At 71.8% G+C, this 17,070-nt stretch carries 15 protein-coding genes; 9 read left to right on the plus strand and 6 right to left on the minus strand.

The window, feature by feature from the left end; genetic code table 11:
* Positions 1–84 precede the first annotated feature (84 nt).
* From AB0N16_RS37920 to AB0N16_RS37935, 4 genes are all read left to right on the plus strand, one after another.
* Positions 85–1,242, plus strand: a complete 1,158-nt coding sequence (locus tag AB0N16_RS37920) for a Gfo/Idh/MocA family oxidoreductase (RefSeq protein WP_365804945.1) — start codon at positions 85–87, stop codon at positions 1,240–1,242.
* Positions 1,239–2,168, plus strand: coding sequence for a PmoA family protein (locus tag AB0N16_RS37925; RefSeq protein ID WP_365804947.1), 930 nt, complete (start codon positions 1,239–1,241; stop codon positions 2,166–2,168). Before AB0N16_RS37920 ends, AB0N16_RS37925 begins: the two co-directional genes overlap by 4 nt.
* Positions 2,162–2,890: a cupin gene (locus AB0N16_RS37930; RefSeq protein WP_365804949.1), complete on the plus strand. Its 729-nt coding sequence runs from the start codon at positions 2,162–2,164 to the stop codon at positions 2,888–2,890. Before AB0N16_RS37925 ends, AB0N16_RS37930 begins: the two co-directional genes overlap by 7 nt.
* A gap of 177 nt (positions 2,891–3,067) precedes the next feature.
* The gene (locus AB0N16_RS37935; RefSeq protein WP_365804951.1) at positions 3,068–4,240 is read left to right on the plus strand and encodes a thiolase family protein; all 1,173 of its coding nucleotides are present in this window, start codon (positions 3,068–3,070) and stop codon (positions 4,238–4,240) included.
* 52 nt (positions 4,241–4,292) lie between these two features.
* Here the strand turns inward: AB0N16_RS37935 and AB0N16_RS37940 are convergent, their stop codons facing one another.
* Positions 4,293–5,090 carry a TVP38/TMEM64 family protein gene (locus tag AB0N16_RS37940; protein ID WP_365804953.1) on the minus strand — a complete coding sequence of 266 codons (798 nt, stop codon included), beginning with the start codon at positions 5,088–5,090 and terminating at the stop codon, positions 4,293–4,295.
* Between the two features lie 333 nt (positions 5,091–5,423).
* Here AB0N16_RS37940 and tuf point away from each other — a divergent pair, with 333 nt between their 5' ends.
* Both tuf and AB0N16_RS37950 read left to right on the plus strand, forming a co-directional pair.
* Positions 5,424–6,614, plus strand: coding sequence for an elongation factor Tu (gene tuf, locus AB0N16_RS37945; protein WP_365804955.1), 1,191 nt, complete (start codon positions 5,424–5,426; stop codon positions 6,612–6,614).
* Positions 6,615–6,729: 115 nt separating this feature from the next.
* The gene (locus AB0N16_RS37950; RefSeq protein WP_365804957.1) at positions 6,730–7,575 is read left to right on the plus strand and encodes a fused MFS/spermidine synthase; all 846 of its coding nucleotides are present in this window, start codon (positions 6,730–6,732) and stop codon (positions 7,573–7,575) included.
* Here AB0N16_RS37950 and AB0N16_RS37955 read toward each other — a convergent pair.
* A complete protein-coding gene (locus tag AB0N16_RS37955) occupies positions 7,537–8,847 on the minus strand; it encodes an MFS transporter (protein ID WP_365804959.1) in 1,311 nt (436 codons plus the stop codon). The two genes, AB0N16_RS37950 and AB0N16_RS37955, sit on opposite strands and share 39 nt — an antisense overlap.
* Before the next feature lie 68 nt (positions 8,848–8,915).
* Complete coding sequence (locus tag AB0N16_RS37960) at positions 8,916–9,920, minus strand: hypothetical protein (protein WP_365804961.1); 1,005 nt, start codon at positions 9,918–9,920, stop codon at positions 8,916–8,918.
* 154 nt (positions 9,921–10,074) lie between these two features.
* Here AB0N16_RS37960 and AB0N16_RS37965 point away from each other — a divergent pair, with 154 nt between their 5' ends.
* Positions 10,075–10,512 (plus strand): DUF4442 domain-containing protein, encoded by a 438-nt coding sequence (locus AB0N16_RS37965; RefSeq protein WP_362576482.1) that lies wholly within the window; start codon positions 10,075–10,077, stop codon positions 10,510–10,512.
* 269 nt (positions 10,513–10,781) lie between these two features.
* Here AB0N16_RS37965 and AB0N16_RS37970 read toward each other — a convergent pair whose 3' ends face one another.
* The 3 genes from AB0N16_RS37970 to galU all read right to left on the minus strand — a co-directional run bounded on the left by AB0N16_RS37970 (position 10,782) and on the right by galU (position 13,868).
* Entirely contained in the window at positions 10,782–11,612 is an 831-nt protein-coding gene (locus AB0N16_RS37970; RefSeq protein ID WP_365804963.1) for an alpha/beta hydrolase, read from the minus strand.
* 134 nt (positions 11,613–11,746) lie between these two features.
* Positions 11,747–12,595, minus strand: coding sequence for an alpha/beta hydrolase (locus tag AB0N16_RS37975; protein ID WP_365804965.1), 849 nt, complete (start codon positions 12,593–12,595; stop codon positions 11,747–11,749).
* Between the two features lie 322 nt (positions 12,596–12,917).
* Positions 12,918–13,868, minus strand: a complete 951-nt coding sequence (gene galU / locus AB0N16_RS37980; protein ID WP_365804967.1) for a UTP--glucose-1-phosphate uridylyltransferase GalU — start codon at positions 13,866–13,868, stop codon at positions 12,918–12,920.
* A gap of 415 nt (positions 13,869–14,283) precedes the next feature.
* On the opposite strand from galU, the gene AB0N16_RS37985 reads away from it, so the two are divergent.
* Together AB0N16_RS37985 and AB0N16_RS37990 are read left to right on the plus strand one after the other, a co-directional pair.
* A complete protein-coding gene (locus AB0N16_RS37985) occupies positions 14,284–16,110 on the plus strand; it encodes an RICIN domain-containing protein (protein WP_365804969.1) in 1,827 nt (608 codons plus the stop codon).
* A 112-nt stretch (positions 16,111–16,222) separates the two neighbouring features.
* Positions 16,223–16,816, plus strand: coding sequence for a fibronectin type III-like domain-contianing protein (locus tag AB0N16_RS37990; RefSeq protein ID WP_365804971.1), 594 nt, complete (start codon positions 16,223–16,225; stop codon positions 16,814–16,816).
* The last annotated feature ends 254 nt before the right edge of the window (positions 16,817–17,070 follow it).

The following is a 17,070-nucleotide window of genomic DNA, read 5'->3' on the forward strand; positions in this document are numbered from 1 at the left end:
GGGTGCGTGTGCGGCGCACTGCACGTCGGGCGACGGTTCGCGCCCATCGCCGTCCCCACCCCCCGAGGAGTGCTGATCACGTCCATGCCCCGCACGCCCCTTTCCCCGGCCCCCTTCGCCGGACGCCGCATCCGGGCCGCCGTCGTCGGCGCCGGTGCCATCGGGCGCGGCTCGCACCTGCCCGCGCTCGCCCAGCTGGCCGCGGAGGGTGAGACCGAGGTCGTCGCCGCCGTTGACATCGATGCCACGGCCGTCGAGGCGTTCCGCGCCGAGGCCGGCATCCCGCACGCCTACACCGACCTGGACCGGATGCTCGCCGAGCAACGGCCCGACCTGGTCACCATCGGCACCCCGCCGACCCTGCACCGGGACCAGACGGTGGCGGCGCTGCGGGCGGGCGCCTGGGTGTGGTGCGAGAAGCCGCCGGTGCCGTCGCTCGCCGACTTCGACGCGGTCGAGGCGGAGGAGGGCACCGACGGCGGGCCGTACGCGTCGATCGTCTTCCAGCACCGGTTCGGCTCCGCCGCCACCCATGTGCGCCGGCTGCTGGCGGAGGGGGCGCTGGGGCGTCCGCTGGTGGCCCACTGCCAGACCACCTGGTACCGGGACACCGCTTACTACGCCGTGCCCTGGCGCGGCCGCTGGGCGACCGAGGGCGGCGGCCCGGCGATGGGCCACGGCATCCACCAGATGGACCTTCTGCTCGACCTGCTCGGGCCGTGGAGCGAGGTGCGGGGCATGGCGGGCCGGCTGGTGCACGACGTGGAGACCGAGGACGTCTCCACCGCCCTGGTCCGGTTCGCGAACGGCGCCCTGGCGACCGTCGTCAACAGCGTGCTGAGCCCTGACGAGGTCAGCCGTATCCGCATCGACTGCGAGCGCGCCACCGTCGAACTGACCCACCTCTACGGCCACTCCAACGAGAACTGGCGCATCACCCCGGCCCCGGGCGTCCCCGCCGGCGAGGCGGCGGCCTGGCAGGACTTCGGCCCGGACGTGCCCAGCTCGCACCTGGCCCAGCTGCGCGAGCTGGTCGCCAGCATGCGCGCGGGGGAGCGGCCGCGCAGCAGCGGCGCCGACGGGCGCACCAGCCTGGAGCTGATCACCGCGCTGTACAAGTCGGCGTTCACCGACACGACCGTAGGTGCGGGCGAGATCGGTCCCGGTGATCCTTATTACACGGCCCTGCACGGAGGCGCTCCGGGCTGGGCGCCGGGTGAGCGCGAGGAGGTGTCCGCGTGAGCGGCGAACTGCGGATCACGCACACCCACGGCGACCGGATCAGCGTGACCGAGCCGGTCACCGGGGTGCGGCTCTTCGCGTACGTCTACCGGCCCGAGGCGGCCTGGGAGGCGCCCAAGCCCTATCTGCACCCGATCCGCACCCTCGCCGGGGACGTCGTCACCGACTACCGGCCCAACGACCACCGCTGGCACAAGGGCCTCTCCCTGACCGCCTCGCACCTGTCCGGCGCGAACCTGTGGGGCGGCAACTCCTATGTCCACGGCGAGGGTTACCTCGTCCTCCCGGAGCGCGTCGGCTCGATGCGGCACGTCGGCTTCGACGAGCTGTCCTCGGTGGACGGCCGGCTGGTCGTCGCGGAGCGGCTGACCTGGCATCCGTACGACGGGACGCTGTGGGCGCGGGAGCGGCGGCGCATCGAGGTCCATGACGTCGACCCCGAATCCGGTGCCTGGGCGCTGACGTGGTCCAGTGCCGTCACCAACGTCCGTGGCGAGCCGCTCCGGTTCGGCAGCCCGACCACCGCAGGACGCGAACAGGCGGGCTACACCGGCCTGTTCTGGCGGGGTCCGCGCGCCTTCCGGGACGGCCGGATCATCGGCCCCGAGGGCGAAGGCCCGGAGCTGATGGGCTCCCAGTCGTCCTGGCTGGCCCTGTCCGGCGAGCACGACGGCGCCGACGGCCATGCCACCGTCGTCTTCGAACACGCCCCGGAGAACGACCACTCGGGTACGGGCGGCACCCACCCGGCGCACTGGTTCGTGCGCAACGACCCGTTCGCCGGCATCGCCCCCTCCTGGGCTTTCCACGACGAACTCGAACTGGCCCCGGGGGACACCCTCCGGCGCCGCTACCGGGTCGTGATCGCGAACGGCGCCTGGGAACGCGCGGACATCGCCAAGTACCTGGAGGCGCATCCGTGGTGAGCGGCGGGGAGTCCGGGTTCGCGGGGTTGCCGGGCGGGGTCGCCGTCTCGCGCCTGTGCGTGTACGACTGGCCCGCCGCCGACGGTGTGCGCGGCGGAACTCCCCATCTGCACCTGGTCTGTTCGGAGGGGTACGTCGTCACCGGCGGCCGCGGTGCGGTACAGACACTCACCGCCTCCGGGTACCAGGTCACGCCTCTCGCAGCCGGTACGGTCGCCTGGTTCACGCCGGGCACCGTGCACCGCCTCGTCAACGAGGACGACCTGCGCATCACCGTGCTGATGCAGAACAGCGGCCTCCCGGAGGCCGGCGACGCGGTGCTGACGCTGCCGCCGCGCTACCTGACCGACCCGGAGACGTACGCCTCGGTGACCGCCATCCCGGCGGACGCGCCGGAGGCCGAGCGGGAGCGGATCGCCCGCGCCCGCCGTGACCTGGCCCTGGAGGGCTACCGCGCGCTGCGCGAGGCCACCGGCCCGGAGCCGCTGGCCGCCTTCCACCGGGCCGCCGCCGCCCTCGTACGGCCCCGGCTCGCCGACTGGCGGGCCCGCTGGGAGCGCGGCGCCCGGGCGGCCGCCGCGGCCACGGGGGAGCAGCTCGACCGCCTCGAACGGGGCGATGCCGGCCACCTCGCCGACGCCGTCGTACAGGCCGAACAGCCCTATGAGCGGGGCCGGTACGGGATGTGCGGGCGGCTGGACGTGTACCGGCAGGGGCGGTAGCGCCGCAGAGCCGAAAGGAGGGGCGGACGGTCGGCGGACCGTCCGCCCCTCAGCTGTGTGCGGACGCGGTCGGGAGACGCCACTCCGGGGAAGGTTGGATTTTCCTACTCACGGAGTTATGGTGAGTTCGGTTTTCCTACTCACCGGTAATCGAGACTGGCAATCGAGGTCCCCGCGATGCGTGACGCAGTCATCGTCGAAGCCGTACGCACCCCCGTCGGGAAGGGCAAGCCGAACGGGTCCCTGGCGCACGTCCACCCCGTCGAGCTCCTCGCCCACACCCTGCGCACCCTCGTCGAACGCTCCGGCGTCGACCCGGCCCTCATCGACGACGTGATCGGCGGCACCGTCGACCAGGTCGGTGAGCAGGCCATGAACACCACCCGGTACGCCGTGCTCTCGGCGGGCTTCCCGGAGACCGTCCCCGCGACCACCGTCGACCGTCAGTGCGGCTCCTCCCAGCAGGCCGTGCACTTCGCGGCCCAGGGGGTCATGTCCGGTGCCTACGACATCGTCGTGGCCTGCGGTGTCGAGTCGATGAGCCGGGTGCCGATGTGGTCCAACGTGCCGGCCGGCAAGGACCCCTTCGGTCCCGGCGTCGCCGCCCGGTATCCGGAGGGCCTGGTCCCGCAGGGCATCAGCGCCGAGCTGATCGCGGCGAAGTGGTCGATCGGCCGGGCGGAGATGGACGCCTTCGCGGTCTCCTCGCACCAGAAGGCCGCGGCCGCCTGGGAGGCGGGGCTGTTCGACGCCGAGGTGGCGGGGCTGGAGGGGGTCGGCCGGGACGAGTCCGTACGGCCCGGCACCACCGCCGAGATCCTCGCCGGGCTCAAGTCCGCCTACTACGACCCCGGGTTCGCCGAGCGCTTCCCGGAGATCGACTGGAGCGTCACGGCGGGCAATGCCAGTCCGATCAACGACGGCGCCTCCGCCGTGCTGATCATGGCCGGCGAGACCGCCGAGCGACTCGGGCTGCGGCCGCTGGCACGCCTGCACGCGTTCGCCGTGACCGGCTCCGACCCGTTGCTGATGCTGACCGGCGTCATCCCGGCGACGGAGAAGGTGCTGCGCAGAGCCGGGCTGAGCCTCGGCGACATCGACCTCTTCGAGGTGAACGAGGCGTTCTCCAGCGTGGTGCTGGCCTGGCGGCAGGAGACCGGGGCGGATCTGGCCAAGGTCAACGTGCATGGTGGGGCCATCGCGCTGGGGCATCCGCTGGGGGCGAGCGGGACTCGGCTGACCACGACGCTGGTGCATGCCATGCGGGAGCGCGGCGCTCGCTTCGGCCTGCAGACGATGTGCGAGGCGGGTGGGCTGGCGAACGCGATGATTCTGGAAGCGGTGCGGTAGGGCGGCGGGCGCCTTCCGAGGTGCCGCGCCAGGCCGTCATGCGGCTGCTGCGTCACCGTGGCTGGTCGCGCAGTTCCTCGCGCCCCTGCGGGGCGCTGCGCAGGTGGTGGCGTTTCCGCCAGGCCACCACCGCGCCTGCCACCGCCGGGACCACGATCGCCGCCACCGAGATCAGGAAGACCGGGGAGGTCGGCGTCGAGGCCCGGGCGCCGGCCACCACGTATGCGGCGACGTTCGGGATCGAGCCCAGCCCCGTCGCCAGCAGGAACGGCGCGTAGCGCATCCGGGAGACGGATGCCGCGTAGTTCGCGGCCCAGAACGGGACGCCGGGGAACAGCCGTACCGCCAGCATCGAGCGGAAGCCGTGCTTGCTGAACTGGTTGTCCGCCGCCTTCAGCAGCCGGCCCCGCAGCAGCGGGCGCAACGCGTCCTGCCCGAGCATCCGGCCGAGCGCGAAGGAGATCCAGGCTCCGAGCAGGGTGCCCGCCATGGCCGCGCCCATGCCCAGCGCCGAGCCGAACAGCGCGCCGGCCGCGAGGTTCAGGATCGGCCGCGGCACGAACGCCACCGTGATCAGGCCGTAGGCCACAGCGAAGATCACCACCGCGGTGGTGCCCTCGACCTGGGGTGGCCAGCCCTGCGTCATCAGCTTCTGCGGCTCGAAGAGCAGCACCGACGACGCGGCCGCGGCCAGCAGGGCGACGAGCAGGGACAGCCGGGTCCACGGCGACACCAGCACTCTCGTGCAGCGCGCGGTGAAGCTCACCGGACCGGACAGGGCAATGGTCAGCTCCTCGGCGGCGGCCGGGGGTACGGCCGTGGCGGTGCCAGAGCGGTTGGCATCGAGCATTCGGTGACACTAACCGAAGCAGATGTGTGATCGCCGTATGGATCCTGTCCATTGGGCGAAACCGGCGCCACGGAAAACCGTTCGACGTGCGGCGACGGATCGGCAATGATCTGCGTCATGTTCCGGTACGCCTTCCTCCTCGCAGCATCCGCAGCCGCGGATGCGCCGAAGGCTGCCGTGCCCGTTCTCGTGGCCGCTGCCGACGGCGCCCGAAGCTGACCCTCCCCGGATCGTCCGGCGGACCCCGCAGGGGGAGGGTCGGCGGTTCTCCGGGGTCCCCGCGTCTCGCGCTGACGAGGCGCTTCACCGCAGTTCAGGCTTCGAGGTAGAGCCATGCCCAAGACGGCATACGTCCGCACCAAACCGCATCTCAACATCGGCACGATGGGCCACGTCGACCACGGCAAGACCACCCTGACCGCCGCCATCACCAAGGTCCTCGCCGAGCGCGGCACCGGCAGCACCACCCGATACGTTTCGTTCGACCGCATCGACCGGGCCCCGGAGGAGGCCGCCCGCGGCATCACCATCAACATCGCGCACGTCGAGTACGAGACCGACACCCGGCATTACGCCCATGTGGACATGCCGGGCCATGCCGACTACGTCAAGAACATGGTCACCGGGGCCGCGCAGCTCGACGGCGCGATCCTCGTGGTCTCCGCGCTCGACGGGATCATGCCGCAGACCGCCGAACACGTCCTGCTCGCCCGGCAGGTGGGCGTCGACCACATCGTGGTCGCGCTCAACAAGGCCGACGCCGTCGACGACGGCGAGGACACCGTACTCACCGACCTTGTGGAGTTGGAGGTCCGTGAACTGCTCACCGCGCAGGGGTACGGCGGCGACTCGGTGCCCGTCGTCCGGGTCTCCGGGCTCAAGGCCCTGGAGGGGGACCCGCGATGGACGGCCTCCATCGAGGCGCTGCTCGACGCGGTGGACACGTACGTGCCGATGCCGGAGCGGTATCTGGACGCGCCGTTCCTGCTGCCGGTGGAGAACGTGCTCACCATCACCGGGCGCGGGACCGTGGTGACCGGTGCCGTGGAGCGGGGGACCGTGCGGGGCGGCGACCGGATCGAGGTGCTTGGCGCGGACGTCGAGACCGTCGTCACCGGCCTGGAGACCTTCGGGAAGCCGATGGACGAGGCGCAGGCCGGGGACAACGTGGCGCTGCTGTTGCGGGGGGTGCCGCGGGACGCGGTGCGGCGCGGGCACGTGGTGGCTGCGCCGGGGAGTGTGGTGCCGGCGCGGCGGTTCGCGGCGCGGGTGTATGTGCTGTCGGGGCGCGAAGGGGGTCGTACCACCCCTGTCTCGACGGGGTACCGCCCGCAGTTCTACATCCGTACGGCCGATGTGGTCGGGAACGTCGACCTCGGTGAGGTGGCGGTCGCCCGGCCCGGGGACACGGTGGAGATGACCGTGGAGCTGGGGCGGGAGGTGCCACTGGAGGCGGGCCTCGGGTTCGCCATCCGGGAAGGTGGCAGGACGGTGGGGGCGGGGACCGTGACCTCGGTGGAGTGAGGTCACGGTGCGAGGGGACTGCGGGCCGGTGGGGGCGGCTCGCGCCCGCGCGGCGGAGTCACCTGTCGACGGAGCCCCGCGCCCTGGGTAGCCAGGGCCATCGCACAATGGAGAGGTGAACGAAGCCATACCCGTGGTCCGGGTCACCGATCACGGCACCGCCAAGCTCATGCCCGACGTCGACCGGGACCGGGCCTGGCTGCTGACCGTCGACGGGGCGCCCCAGTCGTACGTCGATCTCGACGCGCCGACGCATCTGGAGTTCGAGTACGCCCGGCGGCTCGGGTACGTACTGGACGCGGTGGCGGAGACCGGGGCGCCCCTGGACGTGCTGCATCTCGGCGGGGGCGCCCTCACCCTGCCCCGGTACGTGGCGGCGACCCGGCCGGGGTCCCGGCAGGACGTCGTGGACGCCGACCGGGGGCTGCTGGACCTGGTCACCGAGCATCTGCCGCTGCCGGACTGCACCGGGGTCGCCCTGCACGCCGCCGACGCCCGGGGCTGGCTGGAGGGTGCGCCCGGCGACTCGGCCGACGTGCTGATCGCCGATGTCTTCGGGGGGTCCCGGATCCCCGCGCATCTGACCTCGCTGGGCTACGCCCGGGAGACCGAGCGGGTGCTGCGGGACGACGGGGTCTACCTGGCCAATCTCGCGGACTCCGCCCCCTTCGACTTCCTGCGCTCCCAACTCGCCACGTTCGCGGCCGTGTTCGAGGAGCTGACGGTCATCGCCGAGCCGGGGGTGCTGCGCGGGCGGCGGTTCGGGAACGCGGTGCTCATCGCCTCGCACCGACTCGTCGACACCGCCGTGCTGGCCCGGCGCACGGCCGCCGACGCCTTTCCGGCGCGGGTCGAACACGGGCCCGCGCTGCGGCGGTTCGTCGGCGGGGCCGGTCCGGTCGAGGACGCGGACGCGGTGCCGTCACCCGAGCCCCCCGGCGGAACGTTCGGCATCGGGTGACGCCGGCGTCGGCCGTGCGGTGACCGGGACCGTGCGGCGGGTGAGGTGGCGGACGTCCGGCACCAGCAGGACCGCCGCCGTGACGGCGACGACCAGGCCCGCGCAGCCCCACAGCGCCGGACTCCGGCCGAAGGCTTCCTCCGCGGGGCCCGCCAGCGCGGTCGCCAGCGGCAGCAGGGAGACGGAGCCGAACCAGTCGTACGCCGCGACCCGGGAGAGCTTGTCCTCGGGTATCTCCTGGTGCAGCACGGTCATCCAGGAGACGCCGAAGACCTCGACCATCGTCCCGGACACGAACATCACCACGTAGAGGAGCCCCACCGGGACGGGCACCGCCAGCGCCGCCGAGGGCAGGGCCAGCGGGAAGACGCAGAGGGTGCCGACGAACAGCGGCCGGCGGGGCTTCCAGCGGGTCATCAGCAGGGCGCCGGCCACCGTGCCCGCGCCGAAGGCGCCCAGCGCCAGGCCCCACGGGCCCGGTCCACCCAGGCTGTCGCGGGCGACGAGCGGGCCGTAGACCGCGTCGGCGGCGCCCACCACCGCGTTCGCGATCGAGAACTGGACGACGATGCCCCACAGCCAGGGGCGCCCTTTGACCTCCTGCCAGCCCTCCCGGAGGTCGGCCAGCATCCCCTCGCCGGGGGCGCGCGGCGGGATATGGCTGACGTCGAGGAAGGAGCGCAGTAGGCCGGCGACGGCGAACGCGGCCGCGTCCACCGCCAGCACCCAGCCGGGGCCCACCGCCGCCACCAGGGCACCGCCGAGCGCCGCGCCGCCCAGGGCCGCGCCCTGCATCGCGATCCGGAACACGGCGAAGGCGCGGCCCGCCTGCTCCCCGCTCACCGAGGACATCAGCATGCCCTCGGCCGCCGGGCTGAAGAACGCCTGGCCGGTGCCGCCCAGCGCCGTGAGCAGCATCATCTGCCACAGCCGGGGGTCACCCGCGAGCACCAGGACGGCGAAGGTGCCCTGGGAGAGGAAGTTGAGGCAGTTGGCCGCGACCATCACCCGGTGGCGGGGGAACCGGTCCGCCACCGCGCCGCCGATGAGCAGGAACAGCACCAGCGGAAGGGTCCGCGCGGCGGCCACCAGGCCGACGTCCCCGCCGTCGCCGCCCGCGTCCAGGACCGCGAACGCGGCGGCGATCAGCGAGCCGTTGGCGCCCAGGCTCGTCACGACCGCCGCCGCGGTCAGCAGGCTGTAGTTGCGGCCTGCCCAGCCGGGTCTACGCAGGCGGGCGGGGGTGCCGGGGGCGTCGGAGGTGGAGGTCACCGCCTGACTATCCCTGCCGGGGGTCCAGCTTGCCAAACCCTTTGTGGGCTTTAAGCCCCCTGATCAGTTCAGCTCGCGGTCGGGGTGCCGTGCAGCCGGACCGTGCTGAGGATCTTCATGATCGTCGCCGTGGGGACCTCGCCGTCGACGCCCTTGGCGCCGTAGAAGTCCCAGGACACCAGGTCGCCGGCCGAGTTCTCGAAGCCGAACGTGATCGCCTTGCCGTCGCTCGCGCACTTGCCCTTCTGCGGGGTGTGCGCCGAACGTGCCCAGGCGTAGGCGCCCTTGAGGCCGGACGCGGTGGTGTAGGCGGTGGCCTTCCTGTCGTATCCGAGGGTCTTCTTGTCCGGCTGCGTGTAGCCGCCGTAGACCCACCAGGGGACCTCCCGGACGGCCGCGTCACCGCCGCTCTTCGCGCCGCTCTCGCCCTTGGTACCGACCGCCGCGAGGGAGGTGTCCTCGGTCCTGCCGTCCTTGTCGTCGTCGCTCGTGCACCACTTCGACTTGTACTGGGCGGCCCCCGACATGGTGATGATCGGCTTGCCGTCCTTGTCCTCGAAGCCGATGGACGTACCGGGGGTCAGCACCTCCCAGTCGGCCGGCACGTCGAAGGCCGTGCCCCACTTGGGGTTCACGACGGTCTTCCAGCCCGCGACCGTCGGCTTCTCGGTCTCGTCACCGCGCGGGTTGTCGTCCGTCGAGGCGGACGCGGAGACGGTCGGCGACGGTGTCGGCGACTGGGTCGCCCGCTGGTCCTTCCCGTTGTCCGCCTTGTCGTCCTTGTCGCCGCCGAGCACCAGGAAGCCGGTCACCCCGGCCGCCACGACGACGGCCGTGGCCGCGAGGATCGCGACCAGTTTCGTCCGGTTGCCGCCGCCCCCGCCCCGCGGTGCCTGCGGCCCGCCGGCCGGTCCCGGCGGACCCCACTGCGGCTGCTGCCCGTACCCGCCAGGCTGCGGATACTGCTGGTATCCGGGCTGCTGGTACGGGTTCGGCTGCTGGTAACCCGGTTGCTGATACGGGTTGTTCTGCGGGTACTGCTCGCCCCCTGGCGGCTGCTGTTCTGGCCACATGGCCCGTAACCCTAGTGCCGCCCGGGACGCCGTACCTCCTCGGCGCCGGCGAACGTCCACACCAGGTCGCCGCCACGATGACGACGATCCGCGCACCGGCACTGTTCAGACCCTGCTACCCGTGAGTAACATGACCGCCATGAGCACAGACCAGATGTCGATCGGCGAGATGCTCGCCGCCACGGTCCCGATGGTGCGGACCCTCAACCTGGAGTACCTGGAGACCACTCCGGAGCGGGCCGTGCTGTCCCTGCCGGACCAGGGCGACTTCCACAACCACATCGGCGGCCCGCACGCGGGCGCGATGTTCACCCTCGCCGAGTCGGCGAGCGGCGCGATCGTCCTCGCCGCCTTCGGCGACCAGCTCTCCCGGGCCGTGCCGCTCGCCGTGAGCGCCGAGATCGCCTACAAGAAGGTGGCTCTCGGACCGGTCAAGGCGACCGCCACCCTGGGCCGCCCGATCGCCGACGTCGTCGCCGAACTCGACGAGGGCAAGCGCCCCGAGTTCCCGGTCGCCGTCGCCATCCAGCGCGAGGACGGCGCGGTCACCGGTGAGATGACCGTGATCTGGACACTGCGCCCCAACGGCTGAGCGATCGGAGACGCACGCGTACGCGGAGCGGGAGCGGGAGGCGGAGCGGCAGGCCGTCCGACCGTCGGCGCCGATGCCCGAGCGGCTTCAGGGGCGGGGCGGTCTGGAGCGCTGCTGCCACCGCGTGACGGCGTCCGCCATGCGGTCGGCAGCGGTGCCGAGTGGGCCGTCCCGCCCGCGGATATCCCGCCGTACCGCCGTGTCCGCGCCGTCGCCCGCCCCGCCGGCCGGCCACGGGCCTGCTGGGGGAGGCCGCTCCGGAGTCCCGGCTACTCCTCGATGAAGGCGAGGATGTCCGGGTTGAGGACGTCCGGGTGCGTCGACAGCATGCCGTGCGGGTAACCGTCGTAGCTCTTGAGCCGGCCGTTCTTGAGCAGCTCGGCGGACTTCGGGCCGGCGTCGGCGTACGGCACGACCTGGTCGCCCGTGCCGTGCAAGACGAGCACCGGGACCTCGATCTTCTTGAGGTCCTCGGTGAAGTCGGTCTCGGAGAAGGCCTTGATGCACTCGTAGTGCGCGTTGGCGGCGCCTGTCATGCCCTGGAGCCACCAACGGTCGATCAGGGCCTGCGACTTCTCGACCCCGGGCTGGTCGAAGTTGTAGAACGGCCCCGACGGCACGTCGATGTAGAACTGGGCGCGGTTGGCGGCCAGCGCGGTGCGGAACCCGTCGAACACCTCGATGGGCAGGCCCTCGGGGTTGCTCTCCTTCTTGATCATGACCGGGGGGACGGCCGCGACGAGGACCGCCTTGGAGACCCGCCCCGGCTTGGCCCGCGCGACGTAGCGGGCGACCTCGCCGCCACCGGTGGAGTGGCCGATGTGCACCGCGTCCTTCAGGTCGAGGGCGTCGGTCAGCGCGATGACGTCGGCCGTGTAGGTGTCCATGTCGTGACCGGTGGCGGTCTGGCTCGAACGGCCGTGGCCGCGTCGGTCATGGGCGATGACGCGGTACCCCTTGGACAGGAAGTACAGCAACTGGTTGTCCCAGTCGTCGGAGCTCAGCGGCCATCCGTGGTGGAAGACGATGGGCTTGCCGTCGCGGGGACCCCAGTCCTTGTAGAAGATGATCGTGCCGTCGGATGTGGTGACCGTGCTCATTGCTCATCCTTACGTGAGGGCGGCCGGACCGGCCGAATCGAGGGGCTCGGCCGGACCGGACGGTCCTGGACAGGCGCGGATTCCGCGGCCGAGAGGCATGCGCCGGTTTCGGGATGCGTTGGTCGCCCGCCGCCTCATCGCACGGACGAGGCCGCCGACTGGATCACTTTCGTCACGGCTGCCGGGTCCGACACGAGCGTGAGGTGCGAACCGCCGTTGTAGACGGTCACGTGGGACTTCGCGCGGCGCGCCATCATCCTCTCCGAGCTGGGCGTGATGATCTGGTCGCCGGTGCTGATGAAGTACCAGGAGGGGATCGTTTTCCACGCCTGGTACTTGGACGGGGTGTTGAAGGCCACCGTGGTCGCGGCGCGCTGGGTGGCCCACAGGTTGACCGCCTGGTCATGGGGCAGACCGTTCGCGAACTTGCTGACGAACACGTTCTCCTTGAGGTACAGCGCGGACGCCTTGGACGGTGCGTTCGGGTACGGCACGGCGTCGTACAGGTCGGCCGGCTTCCCCTTGGTCAGGACCGACGTCGCGCCGCTGAGCTGCGCCGTGGTCTCCCCGACCGCCGGTACGGCGGCGTCGACGTAGACGAGTGCCTTGACGTTGGCGACTCCCTGGGCGGCGTTGGTGATCACCGAGCCGCCGTAGGAGTGCCCCACCAGGACGATCGGGCCCTTGATGCTCTTGAGGAAGTACTGGACCGTCTGCGCGTCGGTCGTCAGGTTCTCCAGCGGATTGCCGATGGCCCGCACGGTGTAGCCCGCGCGGCGCAGGAGAGTGACCTCGCCGTTCCAGCTCGACGTGTCCGCCCACGCGCCGTGCACGAGGACGATCGTGGGTTTCGTCTGATTGCCGGCCGTGGGGGCGGTGCTCGCCGTACCGCCCGGTGGGGCCGCGGCGAGCATGCTGGTGACGGCGATCGTGACGCCCGTCAAAGTCATCGGGAGATTCCGCCGCCGTGCGGTGGACGCCATCGGAAGCCTCCTTGTTCCAGCTTCACCGGAGGGAACACGTCCGGACAGGAAGGAAGGGCCGGGCACGCGGATCAGAGAACAAGCCCGCTGCACCGAGGGACACGCCCCTGGCTCTCCACACGACGGTAGCGCCATGCCGCCGCATCAGCACCTGGGCCCGGAACGATCGGGCCCAGGTGCCGGAGAGGTCTCCTCGGATCAGCTGCCGGCCGGATGCCCGCCGCGTCGATGACGGCGAGGATCGCCTCGGCGGTGAAGCGGGGGCCACTGATGTCGGCCTCGGGGACCGTGCGCGTCGGCTTCCCCCTCTGGGGCGGCTTGCTCAGGCCGCCCGGTCGGAGAGCCGTGCGGTCTCGTCGGCTGTCAGGCCCGCCACGAACTCCTTCAGCCACGCCGTGAACTCGGGCCCCAGATCCGGGCGTTCGCAGGCGAGCCGGACCACCGTGCGCAGATAGTCGGCCTTGTCGCCGGTGTCGTAGCGCAGTCCGTCGAAGACGACCCCGTGCACCGCGCCGCCCGCGGCCAGTTCCTGGAGTGCGTCGGTGAGCTGGATCTCGCCGCCCCGGCCGGGCGCGGTCCGCTCCAGGACGCCGAACACCTCGGGGTCGAGGACATAGCGGCCGATGACCGCGTAGTTGCTGGGCGCGCTCTCCGGGGACGGCTTCTCGACCAGACCCGTCACCCGGACCACGCCGTCCTCGCCGGTGTGCTCGACGGCGGCACAGCCGTAGAGGTGGACCTGTGACGGGTCGACCTCCATCAGCGCCACCACACTGCCCTCGAAGCGGTCGCGGACGTCCAGCATCCGGCTGAGCAGGGTCTCGCGCGCGTCGATCAGGTCGTCGCCGAGGAGCACGGCGAACGGCTGGTCGCCCACATGGTGCCTGGCGCACAGCACCGCGTGGCCGAGGCCGAGCGGGTCGCCCTGGCGGATGTGGTGGATGTCGGCCAGCCGCGCGGGATCGCGTACGGCGTCCAGGCGCACGGTGTCGCCCTTGGCGGCCAGCGCCTGCTCCAGTTCGAAGGCGTGGTCGAAGTGGTCCTCGATGGCCCGCTTGTGCCGGCCGGTGACCATGAGGATGTCGTCGAGCCCGGCCTGGGCGGCCTCCTCGACGACGTACTGGATCGCCGGCTTGTCGACGACCGGCAGCATCTCCTTCGGGGTCGCCTTGGTGGCGGGCAGGAACCGGGTGCCCAGTCCGGCGGCCGGGACGACGGCCTTGCGCACCGACCGGGGGGACGTGGGGGCGGGGGAGGTGTGGGGGGCGGTCATGCGGCACATGCTGGCCCACCGGGATGAGAGCGGGCCGAGAGAAACGTGGGAGACAACTGTGGAAGGCCGCGTTCCGCCGCCGGCGACCGTGGTCGCCCGGGAGTTGAAGGTTTCGTGTGCCATCGGGGCCGTGGCGCGCACAAGTTGAACCTGTGAACCCGCTGAATCCAATCCCGTTGTGGATACCGACGGTAACTTATCTGAATTTCCAGAACTTTGAACCTAGGTCACCCCAACTTCTTGTTTCCTGTGGAGCCCGTGTGCGAAGGTGAGCCTCCCCGCGGGAGGGTCCAGAGACCGGCATGGCCGTTAGTCCGGTCCTTATGGGTCCCAAAAGGTACGCACCAATCAGGCACTGCATTCCGTCAGGACGCCATTTCGCATGCCGTCCTGCGGCTCGGAAGGAAACGGTTCAGTGCAATCCCCCTACCCCCCACGCCCGCCTTACCCGCCTCGTCCCGGTTCGAGCCCGGGGGAGTCCGACCGCGATCTCATCGCCCAGCTCACCGGAACCCCCGCGGCCAGGCATCATGCCGTCGCCCTGCTGCTCACCCGCCACTGGCGGGCCACCTGCGACTACGCGGTCGTCTGCCTCGCCTCTGCCACTCCCGTCGCGCAGCTGGTCGCCAGCGCCGCCTTCGAGCGGGTGCTCGGCCGGCTGGCCGGCGGCGCGATCGGCGGCGCCCTGCGTCCACAGCTCCTCGTGGCCGTACGGGAGACGGTCCGCGCATGGGCGGCCGACGAAGCCATTTCCGTGGTCGTACCGGAACTGCGCAAAACCACCGGCGGCCGCGGACTCAGCGCCGCGAGACCCGGCACCCCGGAAAGACGGCAACTCGCAGAACGCGCCTTCTGGGCTCTTCCCGGGGCCTCGCAATGCCTCCTCTGGCACACCGAGGCCGAAGCCGAACCCATAAACATACCCGCCGGTCTGTTGGGTGTCGACACCCCTACCGCGACGGCCGCCCTCGACCAGGCCCGTGAACAATTCCGGGTCGGCCTGGTGCGCGCCCACCGGGAACTCGCGCCTTCGAAGGAATGCCGTTTCTACAACCGTCTCCTCGACGTCCCCATTCGACGGGGCGGCTCTCTGCTCCCCGATGTGCAAAAGCACCTGACGGTGTGCCGGTTCTGTCGGCACGCCGCCGAACAGCTCAGCCATTTCGACAGCGGCCTGGAGGTACTGCTCGCCGAGACCGTGCTCGGCTGGGGCGCCCGTCGCTATCTCGACTCACGGCCCGGCCACGGCGCCGTCGAGGCCTGGCCGGCCGGCACCGAACCCGAGCCCGCGGCGGTGTCCGGCGGCCGGCACCGCACGGTGTCCGAGGGCGGCCGGCGCAAGGCCCTGCTGGCGGGCGCCGGCCTGGTCTCCCTCGCACTGCTCGCCACCGTGCTCGTGGCCAAGGGCTGGTCCGACGACAACGCTGTCCCGCACCCCGGCACCACCACCTGGGGCGCCCCCAGTGGCAGCACCACCCGGCCCGGCCCCGACCGGACGGCGTCCGCCGCTACCTCCCCGTCCCCGGCCTCCGCGAGCGAACCCGTCGAGATCGCCCACGGCAGGCTGCGCAGCCTCGATGCCGGGCTCTGCCTGGACGTGCGCGGTGGCCGGCCGCGGCCGGGCGCGGAGCTGCGGCTCGGCAAGTGTTCGGATGCCGGGTCCCAGCAGTGGTCGTACCGGGACGACGGCCTGCTGCGCAGCGCGCTCGACCCCAGCCTCTGCCTCGCCGCCGACCCGGGCACGCACCGGCTCGTGGTTTCCGGCTGCCTGGTGCACGCGGGTGAGGTGTCCTACGACCTGACGGTCCGCGGTGAGCTCCTGCTGCGCTGGGACAAGGACCTCGCGCTGGCCGTGGACGGCGCGAAGGTGGTCGTGGCCCGGCGTAACGGATCGTTCCGGCAGCGCTGGGAGCTGGCGTCGGGTGGCGGGGGCGCGCCGGTGACACCGGGCGCCACGCACTCCGCGCCACCGGGACCGAAGAAGAGCGAGGGGGCGGAACTCCCCGCGCCCCCTCCGGATCCGGAGGCTCCGCCGCAGGCGCCCGGGAGTCCGCAGGAGCCGTACAGCACGCGGGTCGCGCAGGTCGGCTCCCATGGCGACCCGGCCCCCGTCGTGCCGGCCGAGCCGCAGGAGCAGCCGGAGCCCGTCGCGACGCTCGCCGGAACGGTCGGCGACGTCCTGAAGGCCGTGCCGGCCACGGTGGCGGGTGTCGTGAGCGGGGCGGGAAGCCTGCTCGGCTAGCCGGCCCGTGGAGGGTCATGCGCTGAGCGGTGGAGGGCCACGCGCTGTAGCGGTGGAGGGCCACGCGCGGAACGGTGGAGGTCCGGCGGGTGGATCGGTGGAGGGCCACGGTGTGAAGTGGCCCTCCGTTTTCGGTTCTTGTCGGCACCGGGCCGTTTTTTGCGACCCCGGCGGCCGCCTCACCCAGTCCTTCCCGGTCGACGACGACCACCACCCGGTCGCGGGCGACCCCCGCCGCTACCCCGGCGTCGACGGCATCGAGGAGTACTCGGAGGGCATCCACGTCGGCTACCGCTGGTACGACGCGCAGGGTGTGCGGCCCCTCTTCCCCTTCGGGTACGGACTGTCGTACACCTCCTTCGCCTACTCCGGCGCTCAGGCTCGCTGGACGCGCGGCGGTCTGGAGGTGACGTTCAGCGTGCGCAACACCGGGCGCAGAACGGGGGTCGAGGTTCCGCAGGTCTACGTCGGTCCCTCGCCCGACCTCCGGCTCGACCAGGCGGTACGGGTGCTGGGCGGGTTCCGACGGCTGGAGCTGCGGGCGGGGGAGCGGCGGCGGGTCACCGTGCGGGTCGCCGCGCGCACCCTGTCGTCGTGGGACGCCCGGCGTCACCGCTGGACGCTCGGCACCGGACGGCGCACCGTCTGGGTGGGCGCCTCGTCGGGCGACCTCAGGCTGCGCACCGGCGCATGGGTGAGCGACTGAGAACACTGAATCCGTGTCCATGGGCGGTCGGCGGGCGGAGGCTCTCCGGCCGGCCGCTTTACTTCAATGGTTTACGAGGATTTTCCCCATCGTGTGTTTCATGTGAAGTAATACGCTTGCCGACAGGTTTTTGTCAGGCTTGGGTCGGGGTTGGTGCAGGCTTCGTACAGGAACGCGCGCCACCGTTTCCGGTGTGCCACGATCGAGCCAGCGGACCGAAGTCATCCGGAATTTACAGAGCTCGGGCTGGCCGC

The organism is Streptomyces sp. NPDC051105, assembly GCF_040682795.1.
Classification (GTDB): domain Bacteria; phylum Actinomycetota; class Actinomycetes; order Streptomycetales; family Streptomycetaceae; genus Streptomyces.